Origin of the sequence: Paenibacillus aurantius, from assembly GCF_032268605.1 — a bacterium.
In the GTDB taxonomy this organism is placed as follows: domain Bacteria; phylum Bacillota; class Bacilli; order Paenibacillales; family NBRC-103111; genus Paenibacillus_AO; species Paenibacillus_AO aurantius.
This window is the reverse complement of record NZ_CP130318.1, coordinates 710620-733340: the sequence shown is the minus strand read 5'-3', so window position 1 is coordinate 733340 and position 22721 is coordinate 710620. Positions and strand designations below refer to the sequence as shown.

Sequence of the window (22721 nt, the reverse complement as noted above, 5' to 3'; positions counted from 1 at the left end):
CTCTCCTTTGGTTGGCGGCTTGGGTGATCGCGCATGCTTCCTCCGAGGATAGCGGATCCAGTCCGGCCACCGAAAGCAGGCTCTTGAAGGTACCGGCCTCTTCCGCTCGCCCTGCGGCGCAGTGGTTCGAAGTTAGCCGAAGCCCTCTATTCGTCCTGCCACGAGCATCCGCTCGAAAATAGAGGAACTACGGTGCGCTAATCACCCATTTTGCCTACTTATTCAAAATTTAGAGGAACTATGGTTCGCTATATCCGGCGAATCCGGTCAAAAATAGCCGCTGGAGGGGATTTTTCCTCTATCCTTTCACCATCCCCTCCAGAACGGCGAATAAAGGAACCGAGTTCCTTTATTCCGTCAAGGGACCCCGGCAGCCTCGGATGAATCTCGACTTCCTCACTTGAGCTGTCCCAGCGGCCTCCCTCGGGTGTTCCTAATTAGCATGCGGCTCCCGAACTGGCGTGGTTCGATACCCGAGACCAGCTAAGGGTCCATCCAGACCCGCACCTAGCTTCCTGCCAAGCACCTGGACCCGATCCGGCTGCCTGGGGAAGGGACCGCCCAGCCTTTCACCAGTCTCTGAACTGTCTCTTGCCTGCCCAGCGTTCGCTAAACGTCTTTCCAACCTCTGCCTCGCTAGCGTTTCCACCTCACTCGGCTCCCGCCCCACTAACACCCGCAGCTGGGGTCCTCGTCGTTCACCGGCGTCGGGTAGTCGTTGTCGAAGCAGCCGGTGCACATGCCCCGGTTGTACTCGCCGACGGGGCGGCCGATCGCTTCGAGCAGGCCGTCCTTCGAGAGGAAATGCAGCGAGTCCGCGTTGATCGAGCGGCGAATTTCCTCGACCGATTTCGTCGACGCGATGAGCTCCTTGCGGCTCGGCGTGTCGATGCCGTAGAAGCACGGGTTCATGTACGGCGGTGAACTGATCCGCACATGAACCTCGGCCGCGCCGGCCTCGCGAAGCATATTCACGATGCGCAGAGAAGTGGTCCCGCGGACGATCGAGTCGTCGATCATGACGACGCGCTTGCCCTCGACCACCTTGCGCACGGCGCTCAGCTTCATCTTCACGCCACGCTCCCGAAGTTCCTGGCTCGGCTGGATGAAGGTCCGGCCGGTGTACCGGTTCTTGATCATCCCGAGCTCGTAAGGGATGCCCGTCTGCTCGGCGAAGCCGATCGCCGCCGAGATGCTCGAATCCGGCACGCCGGTCACGACGTCGGCGTCCACGAACGCTTCCATCGCGAGCTGCTGCCCCATTCTTTTGCGGGAGGAATGGAGGTTGATGTTGTCCAGGTCGCTGTCGGGCCGCGAGAAGTAGATATACTCCATGGCACAGAGCGCCCGCCGCTCCATCTCGGCAAACCGGTCCTCCTTCAGCCCATCGCTATCGAAGATGAGGAGCTCGCCCGGCTCGATGTCGCGGATGAATTCGGCGCCGACTGTTTCGAAAGCGCACGTTTCCGAGGCGAACAGGTACGCGTCTCCGAGCTTCGCCATAGCCAGCGGCCTCAGGCCGTGGGGATCGCGGGCCACAAACAGGCGGTCGTTGACCATGATCAGGAAGGCAAACCCGCCGACAACGCGGCGCAGCGCTTCCTTGACCGCCATGACAAGCCCGTTCGCCTTGGACCGCGAGATGAGGTGAATGACCACCTCGGTATCGCTTGTCGTCTGGAAGATCGAGCCTTCCTCCTCGAGCTCGGCGCGGATCTCATCCGCGTTGGTGATGTTACCGTTCGTGCAGATGGCGATGTTTCCGCCGCGGTACTTGAACACAAGCGGCTGCGCATTCTCCAGCTTGCTTGCTCCCGACGTCGAATACCGGACGTGCCCGATGGCCGTCGTTCCCTTCAAGTACTCAATGCGCTCGTTCGTGAAGACTTCCTTCACCAGGCCCATGCCTTTGTGAACAAAGAACTCGCTTCCGTCCACGGTGGTGCAGACGCCCGCGCTCTCTTCCCCGCGGTGCTGCAGGGCATGAAGCCCGAAGAACGAAAGGGCCGAAGCCTCCGGGTGACCGAACACCCCGAAGACCCCGCATTCCTCTTTCAATTTATCAAAAACGTCCGAATCGACTCCCTCATTATAATAACGCCCGGTCCATAACGGCTGGGGGTTTATGAGTTCATCAGACATGGGATCGCATCCTTCCAGGCTTTTTCTAGCTGATCGACGGATGAACGGATAGCCGGCTTGCGGTTGACCGAAGCCGACAGGTCTTTCCCTCCTACCGTACCCAACTTCACGACCGGAACCCCACGGTCAGCCAAATGCTTCTGCAAAGCCTCCGCCTTATCGGGCGTGGCGCTCAGCAGCACGCGGGACTGGCTCTCGCTGAACAGCGCGATGTCCGGACGCAGGTCCGAAGCAAAATCGACCTCCGCCCCGATGCGGCCGCTGATGCAGCTCTCCGCAAGTGCTGCGGCCAGTCCGCCTTCGGACAGGTCATGCGCGGAAGCCACCAGGCCCTGCTGGATAGCGCCAAGCAGCGCTTCCTGAAGGTTTTTTTCCACGTTCAGGTCGATCTGCGGAGGACGGCCTTCCGTCACGCCGTGAATCACGTACTGGAACTCGCTCCCGCCAAGCTCGGCCTTCGTCTCGCCGGCGAGCAGGATCACGTCCCCTTCGCGCTTGAAGCTCTGGGTCGTGATGTGGTCCACGTCATGCACCAAGCCGACCATGCCAACGACCGGCGTCGGGTAGATGGCGCCTTTGGCATTCTCGTTGTACAAGCTCACGTTCCCGCCGATAACCGGCGAGTTCAGCGCGCGGCAGGCTTCCGCCATGCCGTCGACGGCCTTCTCGAGCTGCCAGAAGATCTCCGGCTTCTCCGGGCTTCCGAAGTTCAGGTTGTCCGTGATGGCCAGCGGCTCGGCGCCCGAGCAGACCACGTTGCGCGCCGCTTCGCTGACGGCGATTTTCCCGCCTACCTCGGGATCGAGGTAGACGTAGCGGCCGTTGCAGTCGGTTGTCATGGCAAGCGCCTTGCGGGTGCCTGGAATGGTCACGACCGCTGCATCCGAGCCCGGACGCACCGCGGTGCTCGTGCGGACCATGTAGTCGTACTGGCTGTAGACCCATTCCTTGCTCGCCACCGTCGGCGAAGCCAGAACCTTCTCCAGGGCGCCGTTCAGGTCCGTCACTTCCTCATAACGGGTCGTATCGACGGACGCATTTTTCTCGTAGTAAGCCGGCAGCTGCGACGGCTTGCTGTACACCGGGCACTCGTCGACGAGCGCCGTAACCGGCATGTTGCCGACTTCCTCGCCGTTGTGGATGAGGCGGAGGCGGCCGTCGTTGGTCACCTTGCCGACCTTGTGGCAGTCCAGTCCCCAGCGGGCAAAAATGCCCTTCGCCTGCTCTTCATGCTCCGGCTTTACAACAAACAGCATGCGCTCCTGTGATTCGGAGAGCATCATCTCGTAAGCCGTCATGCCGTCCTCGCGCTGAGGCACCATGTCGAGGTTCAGTTCCATACCGTTGCCGGCCTTCGACGCCATCTCCGCACTGGAGCACGTCAGCCCCGCGGCGCCCATATCCTGGATTCCGACGACAATGCCGGAATTGATCAAGTCCAGGCACGCCTCGAGGACGAGCTTCTCCATGAACGGGTCGCCGACCTGAACGGCCGAGCGCTTCGCTTCGGTCTCTTCCGTTATTTCCTCGGAAGCGAACGTGGCTCCGTGAATGCCGTCGCGTCCCGTAGCCGGACCGACGTAGAACACCGGGTTGCCGATCCCTTCGGCGACGCCCTTCTGGATTTTGTCATGATCGATCAAGCCGACGCACATGGCGTTCACGAGCGGGTTGCCCTCGTAGCTCTCGTCGAACATCACTTCGCCGCCGACGGTCGGGATTCCGATGCAGTTGCCGTAGCCGGCGATCCCGCCGACCACATGCTCGAACAAATATTTGACGCGGTCGTTCTGAAGCTTGCCGAACCGCAGGGAGTTAAGAAGAGCCACCGGACGGGCACCCATGGAGAAAATGTCGCGGATAATCCCGCCCACTCCCGTAGCCGCGCCTTGATAAGGCTCGACGGCGGACGGATGGTTGTGGGACTCGATTTTGAACACGACCGCCTGGTTGTCGCCGATATCGACGATGCCGGCGCCTTCGCCCGGTCCCATAAGGACGCGTGGTCCGGTCACCGGGAATTTTCTCAGGACAGGCTTGGAGTTCTTGTAGGAGCAGTGCTCCGACCACATGACGCTGAACACGCCGATCTCCACGTAGTTCGGCTGGCGGCCGAGAAACCCGCAGATTTTGGCATATTCGTCGTCGGTGACGCCCATTTGCTTGTAGATTTGCTGATCGGCGATTTGTTCGGCCGTCGGTTCTTTAGCGGATAGCTGCTGCGCCATGCTGTTCCCTCCATTTGTTCAGAATCGATGTAAACATGCGCTTGCCGTCCTCGGAGCCGAGCAGCTGGTTCACGGCGCGTTCCGGGTGCGGCATCATGCCGAGCACGTTGCCCCGTTCGTTGCAGATACCGGCGATATCGTCCACCGAACCGTTCGGGTTACTGCCTGCATAACGGAAAACGATCTGGTTGTTCGCCTTCAGCTTCTCGAGCGTCTCGGCGTCGCAATAGTAGTTGCCTTCTCCGTGCGCGATCGGGATGTCGATCTCTTCCCCTTCGCGGTACTGGTTCGTAAAAGGAGTGCCCGCATTCTCCACGCGAAGCATCGCCGAATGGCAGCGGAACTTCAGCGTGCGGTTGCGGAGCAGGGCTCCCGGCAGCAGGCCCGATTCGGTCAGAATCTGGAAGCCGTTGCAGATGCCGAGCACAAACTTGCCTTGCTCCGCGAATTTTACGAGCGCACCCATGACCGGGGCAAAACGGGCGATTGCGCCGCAGCGCAGGTAATCCCCGTACGAGAAGCCTCCCGGCACCAAAATGCAGTCAAAACGCGAAAGGTCCGTCTCCGTGTGCCAAACGTATTCGACCTTCTGGCCGACCGTTTCTTCCACGGCTTTATAGCAATCTATGTCACAGTTCGATCCCGGAAAAACGAGAACTCCAAAGTTCATGCTGCACCCTCCCTGAAAGTGATTCGATTAAGTTAAGCGATCTCGAAGCGGTAATCTTCCACGACGGTATTAGCGAGAAGCTTCTCGCACATCGCTTTCAGGCGCTCTTCCGCCTCCGCGCGGTCGTCGGTGTCGAGGTTGACCTCCAGGTACTTGCCGATGCGCACCTTCCCGACCTCTTGGAAGCCCATGGAGTGAAGGGCTCCCTGAACCGCATTCCCCTGCGGGTCCAATACGCTTTCTTTAATGGTTACGTAGACGGTAGCTTTTAACATGAACAGTTGTCCTCCTTTAATGAGTCCCTCGCGGGAACGATGCATGGTCATGGGTAGGAAAAATGCCGGCCCTTTTGGGCTTATGACTCTAGCAGATGATATGGGCCGGATAAAAGAGCAGATTATGTTACGCCGTGCTTACAATCCGGTTCAGGATGTCCCGGTACCGGTTCGACGTCGCTTCCACCACGTCCGCCGGCAGCGGATCCGGCTCGCTGTTTTTGTCCCATCCCGATTGGCTCAGGTACGTGCGGACCGGCTCCTTGTCCATGCCGTCGATCTCGATATCGAGCGCGTACTTCTCCGCCGCCCAGTAACGGGACGAATCCGGGGTGAAAATCTCGTCGATCAGAATGACCTGACCGTCGATCAGCCCGAACTCGAACTTCGTGTCGGCGAGGATGATGCCGTGTTTCTCGCAGTAATCCCGGGCGAACTCGTAGAGGCGCAGGCTCTTCTCCTGCAGCTCGGCGGTCAGCTCCTTGCCGACCAGCTCCTCCATCCGTTCGATGGAGATGTCCTCGTCATGGCCGACATCGTTCTTCGCGGCGGGGGTGAAGATCGGTTCCTCGAGCTTCGCGTTCTTGCGGAGCCCTTCGGGCAGCTTGTGCCCGTTAATCTCGCCATTCGCCTGATACTGGCGCCAGCCGCCCCCCGTGATGTAGCCGCGCACGACGCACTCGATGTCGATGCGCTCGGCCTTGCGGGTGACCATGATGCGGTCCTTCAGGAGAGCCGGCTCGGTTACGAGATCGCCGAGCTTCTCCACATCGCAGTGGACGACGTGATTCGGCTGAAGGTCAGCCGTCTTGTCGAACCAGAACCGGCTCAGCAGGTTAAGGACGTTCCCTTTGTCCGGCACGGCCGGCTTCAGGACGTAATCGAACGCCGAGATCCGGTCCGTTACCACGATCAGGTAATGCTCGCCCAGGTCATACAGCTCCCGGACCTTTCCTTTATACAAGAGCGGTGCTTGGACATAGTCGACGGCGGTATACAGCGCGGTGGTCTCACTCATTCGGACAACCCCAATCGGCGGAAAATGGTATCCACATGCTTCAGATGCCAGCTTGGATCGAAGCAGTCGGCGATTTCTTCCTTCGTCAGCGTCTCGCTGATGACTGGATCGGCCTCTACGATGTCGCGGAACGAGCGCTGCGTTTCCCAGGCCTGCATGGCCTTCGGCTGAACCGTATCGTACGCCTGCTCGCGGGAGAAGCCCTTGTCGATCAGCTTCGTCAGGACGCGGCCGGAGAAAGGAACACCGTACGTGCTCTGCATGTTGCGCTTCATGTTCTCCGGGAACACCGTCAGGTTCTGGATGATCCGGCCGAGACGGTTCAGCATGTAGTTGACGAGCTGCGTCGCGTCCGGCAGGATGATCCGCTCGACGGAGGAGTGCGAGATGTCGCGCTCATGCCACAGGGTGACGTTCTCGTAGGCCGAGATCATGTGGCCGCGGACGACGCGGGACAGGCCGGAGATGCTTTCGCAGCCGATCGGGTTGCGCTTGTGCGGCATCGCGGACGAGCCCTTTTGCCCCTTGGCGAACGGCTCCTCGACTTCGCGGAACTCGCTCTTCTGCAGGGCGCGGATTTCGGTGGCGAATTTGTCCATGGACGTGGCGATCAGAGCCAGGGTGGCCATGTATTCGGCGTGCCGGTCGCGCTGCAGCGTCTGGGTGGAGATCGGAGCCGGCTTCGTGCCGAGCTTCTCGCACACGTACTGCTCGATGAACGGGTCGATGTTCGCGTAGGTGCCGACGGCTCCGGAGATTTTGCCGTACTGGACGCCGTCCGCCGCGAAGCGGAACCGCTCCAGGTTGCGCTTCATCTCTTCATACCAGAGCGCCATCTTGAGGCCGAAGGTCGTCGGCTCGGCATGCACGCCGTGCGTCCGTCCCATCATCGGGGTGTCCTTGTAGGCGATCGCCTTGTCGCGCAGGATATCGATGAACGCGAGCAGGTCCTTCTCGATGATCTCGTTGGCCTGGCGGAGCAGGTAGCCGAGGGCGGTGTCCACGACATCCGTAGAAGTGAGGCCGTAGTGCACCCATTTGCGCTCGGGCCCGAGCGTCTCGGAGACAGCGCGCGTGAAGGCGATCACGTCGTGGCGCGTTTCCTGCTCGATTTCGTAAATGCGGTCGATGTCGAAGGAGGCCTTCGCTCTCAGCTCGGCCACATCTTCCTTCGGAATAACGCCTAGCTCGGACCAGGCCTCGCAGGAAAGAATCTCTACTTCGAGCCATGCCTGGAATTTGTTCTGCTCCGTCCAGATGGCGGCCATTTCGGGTCTTGTGTAACGATCGATCATGTCGTAAGTACCTCCGTCGGGAAATTGTCAGGCCGGTAAGTCCGGCTGCATGCTAGTGCCTTATCCGGCAGCTTTGTTGGTGGGAAAACCTCTGGATGCTCTCGAATCTACAGAAAACAGTACAAAGACTAACGGATAAGGCATTAGGAAAAAGGCGTAAGCCCGCTGTCCGGATGTCCGGTTCTTCGGGACTGCCCTTCTGTTCTTTTCGTTTACCCACGCCTGGATGCCGGCGTTGAAGTTGGCGTTGTATAAAATAAGCGTTTCGCTCAGCCGCGGGGGCCTCGTCTGGACCTCAGCGGTCTTTCCAAATCCCTGAACGTTCCACCCAGGCGAGCGCCTTCCCGGTATCGGCTGCGAGCACGTTGATATGGCCCATCTTCCGCTTGGCCTTCGCTTCGTGCTTGCCGTACAGGTGAAGCTTCACCGCGAGCCCTTCCTCTTCGGCCGTCTGCTCCGCGAGCCACTGCAGCGCCGGCTCCATATGTTCGCCGAGCAGGTTCGCCATGACCACCGGGGTCATGAGCTCGGTCGAGCCGAGCGGCAGGTTGCACACGGCGCGGACATGCTGCTCGAACTGCGAGGTGCGGCAAGCCTCCATCGTGTAATGGCCGGAATTGTGCGGCCGCGGCGCGAGCTCATTCACGTACAGCTCGCCGTCCCGTGTGAGGAACATCTCCACCGCCAGGAGGCCGACGACGCCGAGCGATTCCGCCAGCCGGACCGCCATCGCCTCCGCCTCGCGGAGCACGGCTTCGGTCGTCCGGGCGGGCACGATGGACAAATGCAGGATGTTGTCCACGTGGATGTTCTCCGCTGCGGGGAATGCCTTCACTTCCCCGCGGGGGCTTCGAGCCGCGATCACGCTGATCTCGCGCTCGAAGGGCACGAACTGCTCGAGCACGAGCTCCGTGCCGGCCCGGGCCAGCGTGTTATACGCCTCGTCGACTTCGTCCGCCGAGCGGATGACCCACTGCCCTTTGCCGTCGTAGCCGCCGGTGCAGGTCTTCAGGACGCACGGCGTCCCGAAGACCGCCACCTGCTCGCGCAGCTCGTGCGCGCTTGCGATCTCGGCGTAGGGCGCGACGCGCACGCCCGCCGCCTCGATCGCACGCTTCTCGCGCAGCCGGTGCTGCGTCATATGCAGCAGCCGGCTGCCCTGCGGCACGTACGATTCGGCCTGGAGCATGCCGGCCACGCCGGCATCCACATTCTCGAATTCGTACGTAATCACGTCCGCGAGCTTAGCCAGCTCGCGGGCGGCATCCGCGTCGTCGTACGCGGCGGTGATTTGCCGGCCGGCCACCTGGCCCATCGGCGAATCTTCCGTCGGGTCCAGGGCGACGAAGCGGTAGCCCATGGCGCTGCCGGCGAGCGCCAGCATGCGGCCGAGCTGCCCGCCGCCCAGCACGCCGATCGTGCTGCCGGGCAGAAGAACGGGAGCCTTCGCACTCTCGCCCTCGCGGGTCCCTCCTGCGTGAGCGGCCACCCTGCCACTTCCCTGGTTACCCTCCGGCGCCGTCACCGGCTGATGCTCCTCTTTCCGTCCGCTCATAGCTGCTCACTGCTTTCGAGGACCGCCTGCTTGATCTTCTCGCGGCGGCTGCGCACCCGCTCGCGGATCTCCGGCTCGAACGCCCCGAGAATCTGGGCGGCCAGAAGGCCCGCGTTCGTCGCTCCGGCTTTGCCGATGGCCACCGTGGCCACGGGAATCCCGCCTGGCATCTGAACGATCGAGAGAAGCGAGTCCAGTCCGTTCAGGCTTGCCGACTTGACCGGCACCCCGATCACGGGGAGCTCCGTCTTCGAAGCCACCATCCCAGGCAGGTGAGCGGCTCCGCCCGCTCCGGCTATAATGACTTGAAGCCCGCGTCCGGCCGCCCCTTCGGCGTACTCGAACATCAGATCGGGCGTGCGGTGAGCCGACACGACCTTTTTCTCGTAAGGTATCTCCAGTTCATCCAACACGTCGCACGCATGCTTCATCGTTTCCCAGTCCGACTGGCTTCCCATAATCACACCGACTCGCGCGGTCATTCGTATCCCTCTTCCCCATGATTAGTCTAAGATGAGCTGCAGCGATTCTCTCTTCATTATGCTCATCCTTCTATCCTTCCATGAAGCCATCTAGCAGCAGGAGCAGACCCCACATAAACAAAAAAACGCCCCGGCAAAGCCCGCTAAAGGGCTTCATCCGACGGACGACAAAGAAAGGCGCCTGCTCTCCCCGTACAGCACGGGCATAACCAAGCGGCGTTCCTCCATCCTCGTAGTCCAAAAATTTATGGTTTTCGGGTAGAAACTTTCGGGCCGTATCCCCGACTTTATACGAGAGCTTTGGATTGCTTTATGAATTGGGTAAAATGGCTTTTTTCCTGCCTTCAGTTTACCAGCCTGGCGAAGGCCGTGTCAACCAAAGGCGAACGTTTTTATCCTATCCTTCTTGTAAAGTTCGCTTTTATGATACAATTCCCCATCCGCTTCGGCCACCTGACGGGGAAGGGCTCGTGCGTTCCCCCGGACGTCCCCGAATGTGATATGATTTTAATAGGATTCGGATTTATTCTATAGAAGAAACCGTACACGTCAGGAGGGACCTTTTGTGAAAATCGTCATATTGGACGGCTACACGCTCAATCCCGGGGATTTGAGCTGGACGAAGCTTGAGCAGCTTGGAGACCTAACGGTTTATGACCGGACCCCGGAGGACCTCATCACCGAACGGGCCCAGGGAGCGGAAATCGTGCTCACCAACAAAACGCCCTTGAACGCCGAAACGATCAGCCGGCTGCCTGGCCTGAAGTACATAGGGGTTCTCGCGACGGGGTACAACATCATCGATCTGGAGGCCGCAAAAGCACGGAACCTTATCGTCACGAATGTGCCGGCTTACAGCACGGATTCCGTCGCCCAGCTGACCTTCTCGCTCCTGCTGGAGCTGGTGCAGCAGGTGGCCCGGCACAGCGAGGCCGCCCGCAGCGGCCAATGGGCGCAGAGCCAAGACTTCAGCTTCGCGCTCGCCCCCCTTACTGAGCTCGCCGGCAAAACGATCGGCCTCGTCGGCTACGGAGACATCGGCAAGCGGACGGCGCGCATCGCCCGGGCGTTCGGCATGCGGGTTCTAGCCTCTACAAGCGGGCGCCGGGCTTACCCGGACGAGTTGGAGGTCACCTTCGCGAGCCTCCACGACCTGCTGGCGGAGTCCGACATCGTGTCGCTGCACTGCCCGCTCACCCCCGAGACCAAGGGACTGATCAACGAGGAGTCCATTGCCCGCATGAAGCCGGGAGCGGTGCTGATCAACACGTCCCGCGGAGGGTTAGTCGTCGAGGAGGATCTCGCCCAGGCACTCCGGGACGGCAAGATGGCCGGCGCGGGGGTCGATGTGCTGTCCACGGAACCGCCTGCGGCCGATAACCCGCTGCTCTCCGCGCCTAACTGCGTCGTCACCCCGCACATCGCCTGGGCAAGTGTAGAAGCGCGCCGAAGGCTGATGGACATCGCGGTGGACAATGTTCGGAATTTTCAGAACGGTCAACCGGTTCACGTCGTTAACGGGTAACCGGTTGACCAAAACAAAAGCTGTCCCCCCAGTAGATGGCTCTACTTCGGGGACAGCTTTTTCATTCTCTCTATAAGGTAATGATCGTATGCTTAGCCTTGGCTTCCCACCAGCGCATAGCGCAGGATAATCAGGATGGCGAGCACCCACATCAGCCAGTGAACCTTGTACTTGCCGTTGCCGGTTGCGTTCGCTACCGAGGCAAGAATAACATACGTAACGATTCCGAACGAAATTCCGTTGGCGATGTTGTACGTAAACGGCATGATGGCCAGCGTTAGGAACGAAGGAATGGCCACAACGAAATCGGAAAAGTCAATTTCTTTGATCGACTGGGTCATGAGAACACCGACCACGATCAGAGCCGCCGATGTAGCGGCCGCAGGAATCAACGCCACAACCGGGGCGAGGAACAGGGAGAGCAGGAAGCACACGCCGGTAGTTACGGCTGTAAGCCCGGTGCGTCCGCCTTCGGCCACCCCTGCTGCGCTCTCGATAAAGGCCGTCGTGGTGCTTGTCCCGAGCGCCGCGCCGCCGCTTACCGCGATGGCGTCCACCATCATGGCTTTGCCGACGCGTTTGCGTCCGGCTTCCTCATCCTTCATCAGACCGGCACGGTTCGCGGTACCCACAAGCGTTCCGAACGTATCGAACAGCTCGACGAAGGTAAAGGTGGCAATAATCGAGATGATGCCGGCATGCACAATGCCCGCAAAGTCGAACTGGAAGAACTGAAGCGCCGAGAAATCCGGAACCCAAGGCGCCTGACTCTTGCCGATGCTGCTGAAATCCACATCACCGGTGAACATCCCGATCACGGTCGTGGCGAGAATTCCGTACAGAATGGCGCCTTTGACGCGCATAACCATAAGGATCGAAATGAGAACCAGACCGACAATCGTGAGCACCACGGTGCTGTTCTCCAGGCTGCCCATATGGAAGACCGTCTCAAAGCCGAGAACATCCGTGAACTGCCCTTTCGGAATATCCGTTACGGAGTTCTCCACCGCTACGGTCAGCAGTCCGCTGTTCTTGAGGCCGACGATCGTAATAAACAATCCGATCCCGACCGTAATCGCATGCTTCAAGCTGTTCGGCACGGCCACCAGCAGCAGCTGCCGGACATTGGTAATCGTAAGAATGATAAAGATAATCCCCGAGATAAAGACGGCGGTCAAAGCCATCTGCCACGTAATCGACCCGCCGGAAGCCAAAATAACGGTGGCAAAGTAAGCGTTAAGTCCCATACCCGGTGCCAGAGCTACCGGAAAGTTAACGAACAGCCCCATCGCTGCGGTGAAAATCCCTGCCGCCAGCGCCGTTGCCAGGAACACGGCATACCAATCCATTCCTGTTTGGCCGAAGCCGCTTAGCACATTCGGATTGACGGACAGAATGTAAGCCATGGCCATGAAGGTTGTGATCCCCGCCATAATCTCCGTCCTCACCGTCGTTCCGTGCTCTTTCAATTTGAAAAACCGATCCACCTGCTACTCCCCCTAAAATTGGATTAAAGCATAAAAAGCCCAGGTCATTATGACCTAGGCTCCCAATCAAGAAGGAAGATTATGCACAAAGCCTCCATCAAACCATAAGCTTTGCGCCATCTTCCTTTTTTCGTAGCCAGATCATTTACGGTGATCTCGTAGAGACTTCCAGGCCCATTCCCGGAATTATACGAAAAGAAATAAACGTGATAGCTGCTTCTTATTTTAGAGGGAGTGTCGAAACTTGTCAACCGTTAAAACCGAACGTTTAAGCTGGTTTTTATCTATCCGTTCGGATTTGTTCGTCTTTTTAGGCCCTTACGCTCCAGCCTTGCCGCGGTTAGCGGAATACTTCAGAATGATTTCCGCCGCGCGCAGGCGCAGCTCCTCGTTCTCGTTCTCGAGCATTTCCGTCAGCACGCCCACGGCCTTCGTATGCAGGTACATCTCCGAACCGGCCTCCGTTTCCGGCTCCTGCCGCCAGTTCCACGTCATCCGGGCGGTACGGTTGACATCCTCTTGATGGTGGGACATCGTTTTCTCCAGAAAATATACGTTCATGGTCAATCCTCCTTGCAGGGCGCCGCCCTGTTTATCCTATCTTGTCATTTGCTCCGTTGTGTCCGGCTCCTGCTCCTTAACGGTTACCGTCTTGCTCCGTCGCTTCTCCTCTTCCAACTCACGGCACCTCTTGCTTACAGCCGCAATCTTACCTTATTCCTTCCTGCGCCGTCCCTTACTGCCGCCTGTACCCATTATAGGCAGGCCGCCGCAGGAAGGCATGGTGGAATTTTGCTATACCCAATCTTTCCCTCTTTCTTTAAGTAACGAATTCTCCGTGCCGAAAGATACTCTCCAAGCCCTTTCCCCACCCCAACGTCAAAAAAGACCGATGTCTTTCCGGCGGCACATGGAGTGCCACCGGCCGACATCGGCCTGCTCAATATCTTATAAGACGGCTGGTGCGGCTCCCGCCGCAGCCTGGTTTACTCCCACTCAATCGTCGCCGGCGGCTTGGACGTAATGTCGTACACCACGCGGTTGACATTGTCCACTTCGTTTACGATCCGCACGGAGATTTTCTCCAGTACGTCCCACGGAATGCGGGCCCAGTCGGCGGTCATGCCGTCAATGGAGGTTACCGCCCGGATGCCGACCGTGTAGGAATAGGTGCGGGCATCCCCCATAACGCCGACGCTCTTCATGTTCGGCAGGGCGGTAAAGTACTGCCAAATCTCCCGGTCGAGCCCGGCGTTGGCAATTTCCTCGCGGAGGATGTAGTCGGAATCGCGGACGATGGTCAGCTTGTCCTCTGTTACTTCCCCGAGTACGCGGATCGCAAGTCCCGGTCCCGGGAACGGCTGTCTCCAGACGATCGCTTCCGGCAGGCCGCATTCTTCTCCGACCTTGCGCACTTCGTCCTTGAACAAGGCCTTCAGCGGCTCCACGAGCTTGAACTTCATGTCCTCCGGCAGACCGCCCACGTTGTGGTGGGACTTGATCGTCTGGGCCGTAGCCGTTCCGCTTTCGATGATATCGGTGTACAGCGTACCTTGTGCCAGGAAGTCAAAATCGTCAAACTGCGTCGATTCTTCCTCGAACACCCGGATGAACTCGTTGCCGATGATCTTCCGCTTCTTCTCCGGATCGTCCACGCCGGCCAGCTTGTCCAGGAACCGTCTCTGGGCATCGATCTTCACGACCTTCATGTCGAACTTGCCGACGAAGGTTTCCATAACGCTCTCGGCTTCGCCCTTGCGAAGAAGGCCGTGGTCGATGAACATGCAGGTGAGCTGGTCGCCGATCGCTTTATGGATCAGCATCGCCACCACCGAGGAATCGACCCCGCCGCTCAAAGCGCAGAGAACCTTTTTGTCCCCGACCTGCTCGCGGATTTCCCGGATCTGGTCCTCGATGAACGTTTCCATGCTCCAGTTGCCTTCGCATTTGCAGATCTGGTAGAGGAAATTATGAATCAGCTCGTTTCCGTAAACGGAATGACGAACCTCCGGGTGGAACTGCACGGCGTAAAAGTTTTTGTCGGGATGGCTCATCCCGGCAATCGGAGCATGCAGGGTGCTTGCCGTCACGACGAAGCCTTCGGGAAGCTCCGACACCATGTCGCCGTGGCTCATCCAGACCTGCTGCTGGCGCTCCAATCCGTTCGAGAGCAGGCAGATTTCGGAAAAGTCCACAAGCGCCTTGCCGTATTCCCGCTTCTCGGCCCGGCTGACCTTGCCCTTCAACTGATGCGCCATCAGCTGCATGCCGTAACAGATGCCGAGAATCGGGATACCGAGCTCATAGACGCCCGGATCGACGTGAGGGGCATTCTCGGCATAAACGCTGGAGGGCCCGCCGGAGAAAACAATTCCTTTCGGCTGCAGGGCCCGAATTTCCTCCGCCGGGGTGTTGAACGGCAGAAGCTCGCTGTAAACGCCCAAATCCCGGATTCTTCTCGCGATCAGCTGGTTGTACTGGCCGCCGAAATCCAGAACGACAATGAGTTCATTTGGTTTAATCAATTCCGTACCTACTTTCCCAAGTTAATAGTGATTATTATATTAAACCCCCATTGATGCCGTCAACCAGCCCCAGGATCCGGCATCCGAAGGCAGGAAAGCACTCCATCCCTGTCATGACCATCGAAGCCTTATCTTTTCGCCGATCACCTCACCCGGGAAGCCCGGGTTCAAAAGCAACCGGAGGATCAAAAGGATCCGGAAGAATATGGTAATACCTATACCCTATTACTTTTTATGGAAACCATGGATCGAAAGGAGGAATCGCCTCTCCCCTGCTTCTCTCTAGTAGATTGCTCACTCCGCGTGTTTTTCAACCGTCAGAAAAGCCTCTCGGCAAACGTTATTCTTCATAAGTACTTTAGCCAAGGGAGGACTGTTATGAATAAGGACAAGCCCCTTCGCCCCCTAGCTCCTCTACCGGTCAAGCCGGATCCGAAGGAAGAGGAGTACACCGACAATTCCACCCATCCCTATGAACGGAAGGACCCTTCCGTTGACCCTGTCCCTATGGCCTCCGTGCCGAAGCCGATCCGCTATTGTATGTATGCCGTCCTCTTTACCGTCGTGGTCCTCCTCATCCTGATCCTGGCTGCGAAGCTGCTCACCCGCTAGTGCCTTTTCCGGTATCTTTGTTGGCGAGAAAGGCTCTGTAGGCGCACGAAAATCATAAGACAAGCAGAACTTCATTTGCGGATAAGGCACTAGTTTCTTAGGCAACAGCCTCACCAATCGACCGGAAGGAACCCGCCCATGCAAAAAGCCGCTCCTAATGGAGCGGCCGGCGGGATCAATACCAGCTGTATTTCTTGTGCATGCCATGCTTGCCATGCTTGCCGTGTTTCTTGCAGACGACGATCGCCTTTTGACCAGGCTTCAGCTTGATCACTTTGACTTTGCCTTTGGAATGGCCGTGTCCGTGACCATGATCGTGACCATGCTTGCAGGAGCAGGATTTGTGCTTGCCCATTCGCATCCACCACCTTTGTTTGGAAGATAGTGTAGTTTATGAACATCGAACCTTACCCGTTTGGACAAATCGTCCCTGCTCCTGCAAAATACGCATTCGTTCCCCTAGCCCACGGCATCCATACGCCGGTCGGGGAAACGGCCGCCCCTCCAAGTAAAACGCCAGCGCCCCTCCAACCTAAGAAAGCTCCAGATAATCGGCATGCCGCTGCCTCAGGAGCTTTCGTCAGCTTCAAGATCGGGTTATACGGCTTCGGGCGGCACGCCGGTTCCCGAGCCATTTCCACGTCTCCCGGAAGCGCGGCTTGGACAAGTGGGGTCCCAGCATGTCGAACCGGGCTTCTTCATCCAGCTTGACCCATTCCATGAGCATCTGCCGGCCTTCCGGATCGGCCGCTCCGATTCGGTCGACATACTCCCGCAGCGTCATATCCGGAGCCCTCGGGCCATAGAAGCGAAAAACCTGTTCCCACAGCCGGTCCAGCACCAGCAGCTGCACGTCCGGCTGACGGGTTCTCCGCTCCCGGAGAAGGCGCCACAGCTGCAGCCTGCCGCGGCTTCGCCATAATAAGCCTCCTGCCACCGCCAACATCAAGGCTGTCCCCCCCGTTGCCATCCAGTCGGCCGCCCTCCAACCGGCAGCGGCCGTCACCAACGAGGTTCCTGCGCGGGAAGCCGAAGCCCCAAGTCCGGACAAGCCGGGCCAGCGCCATCCTTCCGCGGATAGCCCCGCTTTCTTTGGGGAATCCGGCGAAACGGACGCACTTCGGGTAAGCGCGGAGGCACCAAAGCCCGGAGTAGGATCGAACGGCACCCAGCCGTAACCGGGAAAATAGGCTTCCACCCAGGAATGGGCATCCTGGCTGCGGACCGTGACCCGGTACCCCGGGTGCGACGATCCTGGTTCCCCGGAAAGGCCGGAGGCGGAGACGCCCCCCGTCAGGTCCGTGTCATAGACGTTCGACAAGGCAGGACCGGACGAAGCTCCGATCACCGCATCCGTCACGCTCCCGGCCTCCTCCTGCACCGGACTTCCCGCTAACCTGTTCAGCCGCTCCGCCGGATCGCTCTTATCTCCGGACGAGAGGGAAATCTCGCCGGGAGCGAAGCCTTTAACCCATCGGGCCGGAACGCCAACGGAGCGCAGCATCACCGTCATGGCCGTCGAGAAATAGTCGCAGTATCCGACCTTCTGGGTAAACAGAAAGTCGTCCACGAAGTCGGCCCCCGGAGGAAGCGGCTTCGGCCGGTCCAGGCTGTACGGATACGACGTCTTCAAGAACGTCTCCAACGCCTGGGCCCGGCGGAACGGGTCCGGAGCCCCGGCCGTTACCCGGGAGGCCAGCTCCCCGACCCGGGCGGGAAGGGTTTCGGGCAGTTCCAGATACAGCGAGCGGATCCGTTCCCCGTAATCGGTTCCCGCCTGGCGGAGGGCCGTTTCGTCTCTCTCCGGAAGCTCCGCCAGCACCCGGTACGAGAGCAGCCGTTCCGGCCCATCCTGGCGTTCATACCGTCCGGCCTCGGCATCCGCTTTCACCGTCCCCGCGGAGAGCGGCATGCCCCCCGCGGCGGTCAATTCGTCGATCCGGACGAGCTTTCCTCCGGCAAGCAGCAGCCGGGAAAACAGGCCGGAGGAGGCCGGATAGATCTCCTGAACGATTCGTCCGGGACCGGACACTTCCGAAGCCAAAGCGGCCGGGGCATCGGCTGCCCCCCACTCCGCCTGCTCCGTCCCCTTCTGGGTCCATCCCCTGCCGTCATAGGTGTTCTTGCTTTCCCCGCGCCAATAAACCGGCTGCTCCGTATACGCGGTGAAGAGGATGCGGTTCTCCTGCTGCAGCGGGCCGCCCAGCCGGGTATCGTCCAAGCCGTAGCCGGTACGGGAGATCCCGTTTCCGGCAAGCGGGGCCATGGCAGCCGTATAACGGCCGGCGCCGCCTCCGGTAAGCCACTCCTCCTGAGCGGCTCCCCACGCCAAGGGAACCGCCTCCCGCGGCTGATTCCGGGCGGCGAGCCAGCCGGCGGCGGAAGCCCCCGCGGCCAGCAGGAGGACAGCCGCCGCCCAGCCGGCGGAAGCCCCCCGTTTCCCCGCCGGGGGATAGGAAGCGGCTTTCTCGGCCGGCCAGCGCTGAAGCGAGGCGAGCAGAAGGCCAAGCACGAGAGCCCGGGCGATGCCGGGTGACGTGTCGAGGCCCGGGCCCAACTGCAGCAGCACCAGGTACCCAAGCACCACCGCGGTGAACCAGATCGACTGGCGGCTCTGCCGGACGATGGAATAGAGTACCGCCCCTAGCATCGCCCATCCTCCCAGAAACACCAGGGTGCGGGTAGGAGCGCTGATCTCCCCGGCTTGGCCGCTCAGGGCACGGGCGGCATCCCGCGCCGCTTCCTCGGCATACTCGAACAGCCACCCCATGCCGGCGAACCCGTCGCCGTAGAACATCCAGCCGACGGCGGCCAGCGCTACGGCCAGCTTGCCGGACCAGCGGAGAACGGCGGAGGTCTCCATCCAGTCCAGGAGAAGAAATCCCCCTAATGCTATATACAAAGGGAGGGTTTCCTCCACGGAGGTGAGCTCCGATAAGGCGGCTACCGGCTGGAGGCACTCCCGCAGCAGCAGGAACAGAAGCAGCGCGGCGGCCGCTTCCCGCCCCCGCCCGGGACGGCCGGACGGCTCGGCGGAGAGGCCCCGATGGCGGCTAGGCGCTCGCATCATCTCGGCCCGCCCCCTTCCGCGCCGGAGCCTGCGCCCCGTGCGCCCCGTGCCGCCCGGCCGCTTCGGCCAGGGCCGCCCGCGGGGCTTCCGGCGGCACGGCCACGGCCGTGTAGCCGCAGCCCTCCGCCTCGCAGCGCCGCCGCCAAGCGGCGTCCGCGGCCTCGCGGCCCGCTGGGGCCCCGTCTCCCGGCTGAACATGGTACAGCCGGACGGGGCACCGGCGGCGGGCCAGCGCGCCGAGCGCCGCTAGCAGCCGCTCGTCGGGCGCGGCCGTCACAGCCAGCACGGCCGTGCCCGGCGCAAGAGCCGGCGCCTCGCGCGAGACGAGCCGGGCGAAGGCGCCCGGGCCGGAGGCGGCGGGCCCGCCCGGCGCGAGCTCGGCGAGCGGCCTCGCGGCGGCGCGGAAGCCGAGGCGCGGGCCGCCCGGCAGCCGCACGGCAGGCCGCAGGCCGCCGCAGGCGAGCCCGGGTGCCGGGCCGCGGGCGGCGGTGCGCGCGAGCAGGCCGGCGGCCGTGCGGGCGCACGCCTCAAGCGCGGCGGCCCCGCCGGCGGCTCCCGCGTCGACGAAGAGCATCGTCCCCCCGGCGCTCTCGGGCTCGGCTTCCCGCGTCATTAGGCTGCCGCTTCGGGCCGTCGCCTTCCAGTGGATGCGCCGAAGCGGATCGCCGGGGGCGTACTCCCGTGCCCCCGCCAGGCCGCTTTCCCGCACCGAAGGGAGCAGGGCGGCGGATGGCCGCCCCTCTCCTGCCGCTTGCGGGGGAGAAGGAACCGCCGCCGGAACGGGACAGGCCGCCGCTTCGACCGGGCTTTCCCGCCGGACGGCGTGAGTGACGAAGCCGAACCAGTCCCCGGTGAGGACCGTGACTTCATGGGAACGGTACACTCCCCGGGGAAGGGTAACCCGGTAGCGGTAGTTCAGCTGCCGCGCGAAGCCCGGAAAGACGATACTGCCCTCCCCGTTTCCCGCCCCCGCCGCCCCGGCCCACCGGTCCCTAACCATTAACCAGGCCAAGGGAAAGGGAAAGGGGAAGCTTCGCGTCAGCCTCAGCTCCACGGTTACCTCTTCTCCGGCAAACCCCCAGGAGGGGGTGACCCGGGAGGTTACCGTCAGTCCCCTTAAAGCCATTCCTTTGACACCGCCTGCATACAGGACCAGCAGGCCCAGGCTTCCGCACAGGAACCAAGCGGCATACCCCCCGACAAACCCGGCATAGCAGATCGAGGTGAGCAGGCCCAGTACAAGAATCAAACCGTTGCCCCATCGGTTCATCGTCTCCCCCCCTAAGAGCCGGCTGCCCGGCGCATGCCGGGCACGGGGATTTTGGAGACGATATGCTGCAGCAGCTCGTCGGAGCGGATGCCCGAGAGACGGGCTTCCGGGGACAGCACGAGCCGGTGGGCGAGGACAGGCTCGCTAAAGCCTTTGACATCGTCCGGGATGCAGTAGGACCGGCCGTTCATGAAAGCCCTCGCCTTGGCCGCCGTCAGCAGGGCGGCGGAAGCGCGGGGACTCGCCCCCAGGAGGAGATCCTTGTGGTCCCTTGTCCCGGAGGAGATTTCGACGACATAGCGGAGAATCGCCTCATCGGCATGCACGCGGCGGACGAGACGCTGCAGCTGCACCAGCTCCTCCTGCAGAACGACCGGCTTCAGGCGGTCCAGAGGAGAGGGATCGGAGAGCCGGTTCAGCATCTCGATTTCCTGCCTCAAGCCGGGGTAACCCAAGCCGACCCTCATCAGGAAACGGTCGAGCTGGGCCTCCGGAAGGCCATAGGTCCCTTCCTGGTCGACCGGATTTTGGGTTGCGAGAAGCATGAACGGATAGGGTAGCCGGCGGGTTTCGCCGTCGGCCGTCACCTGTCCCTCTTCCATCGCCTCCAGCAGGGCGGCCTGGGTTTTGGGCGTGGTCCGGTTGAGTTCGTCGGCCAGCACCAGCTGGGCGAAGATCGGACCCGGCCGGAATTCGAACTGTCCGGTCCGCTGGTGATAGACGGAAACTCCAGTCACGTCCGAAGGCAGCAGATCCGGCGTGAACTGGATGCGGCTGTAGCTGCAGTCGACCGTCTTGGCCAGGGAACGGACGAGCTGCGTTTTGCCTACTCCCGGCACATCCTCCAGAAGAACGTGGCCGCCCGCCAGCAAGGATGCCAGCACGGCTTCTATCGTTTCTCTTTTGCCAAGGATGACTCTCTCGATGTTATCGATCATGCGGGATAGAATCGATTGCGGTTCATCCCACAAAGGGTAAGAAGGAAGCGTATCGCTGTGCATAACGGATGCCCTCCAAAATGATAAGATATCTATCATTTTTCCCATCCGTCTAGCAATTAAACCTATGGGGCCGGACAATGCTAGAAGCTAGCCGGGCAGAAGGCTAAGCAGTCAAAGGAAGAAGACGAAAGCCCGGCCCCCTTACCTCCACTTCGCGGGTTTCCGCCGAAAAGACCACGCGGCCGATCCGGCCGCCCAGAAGCTCCGCCGTTTTCCTCAAGCCGACCCTTATCTCCCCGTTCACCAGGCGAAAGTCGGCGAGGGGGCTTCCTTTCCAGCTGCCGTCCGGCAGCTTCTCCCGGATGGTATGCTCCAGCAGACGGTATTCGAGCCGCTGCCCGCCGAGCGTAACGGCCGCCGACATCTCCGTGCCGTTCCACTCGACCCGGGCGCCGAGCTTCTCTGCCAGAAGCCGCAAGGGAACGGCAAGCCGCCCCTCCCGGAGATCGTACCGGGTGCCATCTAGCGTAATCTCTTCTTCCCCTATCTTCAGCTTAAGCGGATACGGCTCCGCCTGGGGAGACGGGGGTTCCGGTTCCGCCCGGACCTCCGGGGGTTCCTGCTTCTCCGGTTTGCCGGCCGGAGCCTCGGCTTCCTCGCCGCTGCCTTCGTCCTTCCAGGCTGCGGCTCTCTCCCAGGCGCTGGCCAGATGGTCTTGGAAGCCTTCGAAAGATTCGGAACGGGTCCATTTGAGTTTGGCGATCCCGAATTGAACCGGCTTGACCTCCTGGCTTAACGCGGCAAAGCGGTAACCGTGCTCCTTGAAGTAGGCGATGATGGCGGGAAGAGCCTTTACCGTTTGTTCGTGTCCCGTCCCGTCATGCATCAAGACATTCATTTCCTGCTTCAGCGGCGTGTTCTTAACCGCCCGGATAATCTCATCGGCGGGCACCCCGGCCCGGCTGGCATCCTGGCTGTCCGTATTCCAGTCGGTCACCCGGTACCCCGCTTGGTCCAAGTAATAGTAGTAGAAAGCGTCAAAATTCGTCGCCGTTCCTCCCGGAGCCCGGACAAGACGGGGGCGAATGCCCGCAATGTCGTACAACGCGTCTTCCGTCCGGCGGATCTGCCCCCAGAAGGAAGCGAAGTCACTGTACAGCTTATTGTAAACATGATCGTAGGAATGATTGCCGATCGCGTGTCCTTCCGCCAGCACCCGGCGGACATACTGGGGATAGGCTTGGGCCGATTGTCCCAGCTGAAAGAAAGTGGCCTGCACGCCCTGCTCCTTCAGAATATCGAGCACCTGAGGGGTCAGCCGGCTCGGCCCGTCGTCGAAGGTCAGGTAGACGGTGCGCTCCTCCGGAGGCTTCGCCGCTTCCCCCGGTCCCCCCACCCGCTTGCCCGCCTTCAGCTGGGCATACGTTTCCTGAAGGGATGCCCTATCGCCTCCTTTGTCCGCCGATGCGGCTGCGGCTGCGGACGGCGGCCATCCAGCGGCGGGCAATAAAACAGCGCCTATCAGCAGCAGGATAAGGCGCTTCTTCTCGATCCATTTCTTAATAAGGGCACATTCGGTCATCTCGGGGGCTCCCTCCGGTTCGTCTATCATCTCGAATCTGATAG

18 protein-coding genes and 2 riboswitches are annotated in these 22721 nt (G+C 60.9%); of the genes, 2 read left to right on the top strand and 16 right to left on the bottom strand.

Annotation, left to right across the window (positions count from 1 at the left end; genetic code table 11):
• Positions 1 to 669: 669 nt before the first annotated feature.
• The 8 genes from purF to purE form a co-directional block, all read right to left on the bottom strand.
• A complete protein-coding gene (gene purF / locus MJA45_RS03675) occupies positions 670 to 2142 on the bottom strand; it encodes an amidophosphoribosyltransferase (protein ID WP_315605938.1) in 1473 nt (490 codons plus the stop codon).
• The gene (purL, locus tag MJA45_RS03670) at positions 2124 to 4370 is read right to left on the bottom strand and encodes a phosphoribosylformylglycinamidine synthase subunit PurL (protein ID WP_315605937.1); all 2247 of its coding nucleotides are present in this window, start codon (positions 4368 to 4370) and stop codon (positions 2124 to 2126) included. Before purL ends, purF begins: the two co-directional genes overlap by 19 nt.
• A complete protein-coding gene (gene purQ, locus MJA45_RS03665) occupies positions 4348 to 5040 on the bottom strand; it encodes a phosphoribosylformylglycinamidine synthase subunit PurQ (protein ID WP_315605936.1) in 693 nt (230 codons plus the stop codon). The genes purL and purQ overlap by 23 nt, the downstream gene beginning before the upstream one ends.
• Before the next feature lie 32 nt (positions 5041 to 5072).
• Positions 5073 to 5315, bottom strand: a complete 243-nt coding sequence (purS, locus tag MJA45_RS03660; RefSeq protein WP_315605935.1) for a phosphoribosylformylglycinamidine synthase subunit PurS — start codon at positions 5313 to 5315, stop codon at positions 5073 to 5075.
• Between the two features lie 127 nt (positions 5316 to 5442).
• Positions 5443 to 6333 (bottom strand): phosphoribosylaminoimidazolesuccinocarboxamide synthase, encoded by an 891-nt coding sequence (locus MJA45_RS03655; RefSeq protein WP_315605934.1) that lies wholly within the window; start codon positions 6331 to 6333, stop codon positions 5443 to 5445.
• Positions 6330 to 7628, bottom strand: coding sequence for an adenylosuccinate lyase (gene purB / locus MJA45_RS03650; protein WP_315605933.1), 1299 nt, complete (start codon positions 7626 to 7628; stop codon positions 6330 to 6332). Before purB ends, MJA45_RS03655 begins: the two co-directional genes overlap by 4 nt.
• Positions 7629 to 7923: 295 nt before the next feature.
• On the bottom strand, positions 7924 to 9183 hold the full coding sequence (gene purK / locus MJA45_RS03645) for a 5-(carboxyamino)imidazole ribonucleotide synthase (protein ID WP_315605932.1): 1260 nt from the start codon (positions 9181 to 9183) through the stop codon (positions 7924 to 7926).
• A complete protein-coding gene (gene purE / locus MJA45_RS03640; protein ID WP_315605931.1) occupies positions 9180 to 9665 on the bottom strand; it encodes a 5-(carboxyamino)imidazole ribonucleotide mutase in 486 nt (161 codons plus the stop codon). The genes purK and purE overlap by 4 nt, the downstream gene beginning before the upstream one ends.
• A 213-nt stretch (positions 9666 to 9878) precedes the next feature.
• A riboswitch (purine riboswitch) is annotated at positions 9879 to 9980 on the bottom strand.
• A 250-nt stretch (positions 9981 to 10230) separates the two neighbouring features.
• On the opposite strand from purE, the gene MJA45_RS03635 reads away from it, so the two are divergent.
• A complete protein-coding gene (locus MJA45_RS03635; protein WP_315605930.1) occupies positions 10231 to 11190 on the top strand; it encodes a D-2-hydroxyacid dehydrogenase in 960 nt (319 codons plus the stop codon).
• A gap of 92 nt (positions 11191 to 11282) precedes the next feature.
• On the opposite strand, the gene MJA45_RS03630 is transcribed toward MJA45_RS03635, so the two are convergent.
• The 3 genes from MJA45_RS03630 to guaA form a co-directional block, all read right to left on the bottom strand.
• Positions 11283 to 12677, bottom strand: a complete 1395-nt coding sequence (locus tag MJA45_RS03630) for an NCS2 family permease (protein WP_315605929.1) — start codon at positions 12675 to 12677, stop codon at positions 11283 to 11285.
• A gap of 113 nt (positions 12678 to 12790) precedes the next feature.
• Positions 12791 to 12891, bottom strand: a riboswitch (purine riboswitch).
• A gap of 104 nt (positions 12892 to 12995) precedes the next feature.
• Positions 12996 to 13238, bottom strand: a complete 243-nt coding sequence (locus MJA45_RS03625; RefSeq protein WP_315605928.1) for a hypothetical protein — start codon at positions 13236 to 13238, stop codon at positions 12996 to 12998.
• A gap of 425 nt (positions 13239 to 13663) precedes the next feature.
• Positions 13664 to 15202, bottom strand: coding sequence for a glutamine-hydrolyzing GMP synthase (guaA, locus tag MJA45_RS03620; RefSeq protein WP_315605927.1), 1539 nt, complete (start codon positions 15200 to 15202; stop codon positions 13664 to 13666).
• Between the two features lie 378 nt (positions 15203 to 15580).
• Here guaA and MJA45_RS03615 point away from each other — a divergent pair, with 378 nt between their 5' ends.
• Positions 15581 to 15814 (top strand): hypothetical protein, encoded by a 234-nt coding sequence (locus MJA45_RS03615; protein WP_315605926.1) that lies wholly within the window; start codon positions 15581 to 15583, stop codon positions 15812 to 15814.
• A gap of 175 nt (positions 15815 to 15989) precedes the next feature.
• Here the strand turns inward: MJA45_RS03615 and MJA45_RS03610 are convergent, their stop codons facing one another.
• From MJA45_RS03610 to MJA45_RS03590, 5 genes are all read right to left on the bottom strand, one after another.
• Positions 15990 to 16169 (bottom strand): hypothetical protein, encoded by a 180-nt coding sequence (locus MJA45_RS03610; RefSeq protein WP_315605925.1) that lies wholly within the window; start codon positions 16167 to 16169, stop codon positions 15990 to 15992.
• A 231-nt stretch (positions 16170 to 16400) separates the two neighbouring features.
• Entirely contained in the window at positions 16401 to 18884 is a 2484-nt protein-coding gene (locus MJA45_RS03605; RefSeq protein WP_315605924.1) for a transglutaminase-like domain-containing protein, read from the bottom strand.
• Positions 18868 to 20154 carry a DUF58 domain-containing protein gene (locus tag MJA45_RS03600; RefSeq protein WP_315605923.1) on the bottom strand — a complete coding sequence of 429 codons (1287 nt, stop codon included), beginning with the start codon at positions 20152 to 20154 and terminating at the stop codon, positions 18868 to 18870. The genes MJA45_RS03605 and MJA45_RS03600 overlap by 17 nt, the downstream gene beginning before the upstream one ends.
• 11 nt (positions 20155 to 20165) lie before the next feature.
• Positions 20166 to 21155, bottom strand: coding sequence for an AAA family ATPase (locus tag MJA45_RS03595; RefSeq protein ID WP_315605922.1), 990 nt, complete (start codon positions 21153 to 21155; stop codon positions 20166 to 20168).
• A 103-nt stretch (positions 21156 to 21258) separates the two neighbouring features.
• Positions 21259 to 22677: a polysaccharide deacetylase family protein gene (locus MJA45_RS03590; RefSeq protein ID WP_315605921.1), complete on the bottom strand. Its 1419-nt coding sequence runs from the start codon at positions 22675 to 22677 to the stop codon at positions 21259 to 21261.
• Positions 22678 to 22721: the final 44 nt, after the last annotated feature.

Coding starts and splice junctions, on each gene's coding strand:
- purF (WP_315605938.1), bottom strand. CDS start 2,142: ATGTCTGATGAACTCATAAACCCCCAGCCGTTATGGACCGGGCGTTAT.
- purL (WP_315605937.1), bottom strand. CDS start 4,370: ATGGCGCAGCAGCTATCCGCTAAAGAACCGACGGCCGAACAAATCGCC.
- purQ (WP_315605936.1), bottom strand. CDS start 5,040: ATGAACTTTGGAGTTCTCGTTTTTCCGGGATCGAACTGTGACATAGAT.
- purS (WP_315605935.1), bottom strand. CDS start 5,315: ATGTTAAAAGCTACCGTCTACGTAACCATTAAAGAAAGCGTATTGGAC.
- MJA45_RS03655 (WP_315605934.1), bottom strand. CDS start 6,333: ATGAGTGAGACCACCGCGCTGTATACCGCCGTCGACTATGTCCAAGCA.
- purB (WP_315605933.1), bottom strand. CDS start 7,628: ATGATCGATCGTTACACAAGACCCGAAATGGCCGCCATCTGGACGGAG.
- purK (WP_315605932.1), bottom strand. CDS start 9,183: ATGAGCGGACGGAAAGAGGAGCATCAGCCGGTGACGGCGCCGGAGGGT.
- purE (WP_315605931.1), bottom strand. CDS start 9,665: ATGACCGCGCGAGTCGGTGTGATTATGGGAAGCCAGTCGGACTGGGAA.
- MJA45_RS03625 (WP_315605928.1), bottom strand. CDS start 13,238: ATGAACGTATATTTTCTGGAGAAAACGATGTCCCACCATCAAGAGGAT.
- MJA45_RS03615 (WP_315605926.1), top strand. CDS start 15,581: ATGAATAAGGACAAGCCCCTTCGCCCCCTAGCTCCTCTACCGGTCAAG.
- MJA45_RS03610 (WP_315605925.1), bottom strand. CDS start 16,169: ATGGGCAAGCACAAATCCTGCTCCTGCAAGCATGGTCACGATCATGGT.
- MJA45_RS03605 (WP_315605924.1), bottom strand. CDS start 18,884: ATGATGCGAGCGCCTAGCCGCCATCGGGGCCTCTCCGCCGAGCCGTCC.
- MJA45_RS03600 (WP_315605923.1), bottom strand. CDS start 20,154: ATGAACCGATGGGGCAACGGTTTGATTCTTGTACTGGGCCTGCTCACC.
- MJA45_RS03595 (WP_315605922.1), bottom strand. CDS start 21,155: ATGCACAGCGATACGCTTCCTTCTTACCCTTTGTGGGATGAACCGCAA.
- MJA45_RS03590 (WP_315605921.1), bottom strand. CDS start 22,677: ATGACCGAATGTGCCCTTATTAAGAAATGGATCGAGAAGAAGCGCCTT.